The 530-nt window shown below is 43.0% G+C and carries 1 protein-coding gene; it reads right to left on the bottom strand.

Annotated elements, in window-relative coordinates; genetic code table 11:
- A partial coding sequence (gene nanC, locus ACS8YF_RS20135; protein WP_440851826.1) for an N-acetylneuraminic acid outer membrane channel NanC occupies nt 1-530 on the bottom strand: 530 nt, incomplete at both ends.

The following is a 530-nucleotide window of genomic DNA, read 5'->3' as shown; positions in this document are numbered from 1 at the left end:
AGGTAGTCATATTCTATGTATGGCGTAATATCGGGCGTCATATGGTATTGTAGAACAAATGCATTTTCCGTCGCCCATTTCTTATGGTTTGCATAGCGATAATCGTTCTGTTTGCTGTATAGCGTCGTTTGCCATGCGAAGGTGAAATCACTATTAATATGGTAAGTGACATATCCATCCCAACGATGAACGTTATCACGAGACATATCACCGGATAAGTCTTGTTGTCGGTAAGCTTTCCAGTCGTAACGATAGCGAATGCCAAAATTAAGATCTTTTGTCGCGTCCCAGGACAGTTTTACGTAGGGTCCGTAGCGTGTGCCGTTGCTGCTAAAATGCGTTAACATTCCCGGGCGCACCGTCCATTGATCATCAAGTTTAATCGCGTAATTAACTTCAACCTGAACATCATTGAGTGCGGCATTTTCCTTTTTATTATCATGAATGGTATTCCAGGTATTACTTTCCATGCTTGCCCACCATTCATTTTGCCATCCCTCACTGACTTTGAGTCGAGTCTCATAGGCGTG

This window comes from Salinisphaera sp. SWV1 (assembly GCF_052044155.1).
In the GTDB taxonomy this organism is placed as follows: domain Bacteria; phylum Pseudomonadota; class Gammaproteobacteria; order Nevskiales; family Salinisphaeraceae; genus Salinisphaera.
Note: the sequence above shows the minus strand (reverse complement) of the source record. Positions and strands in the feature narration are given on the sequence as shown.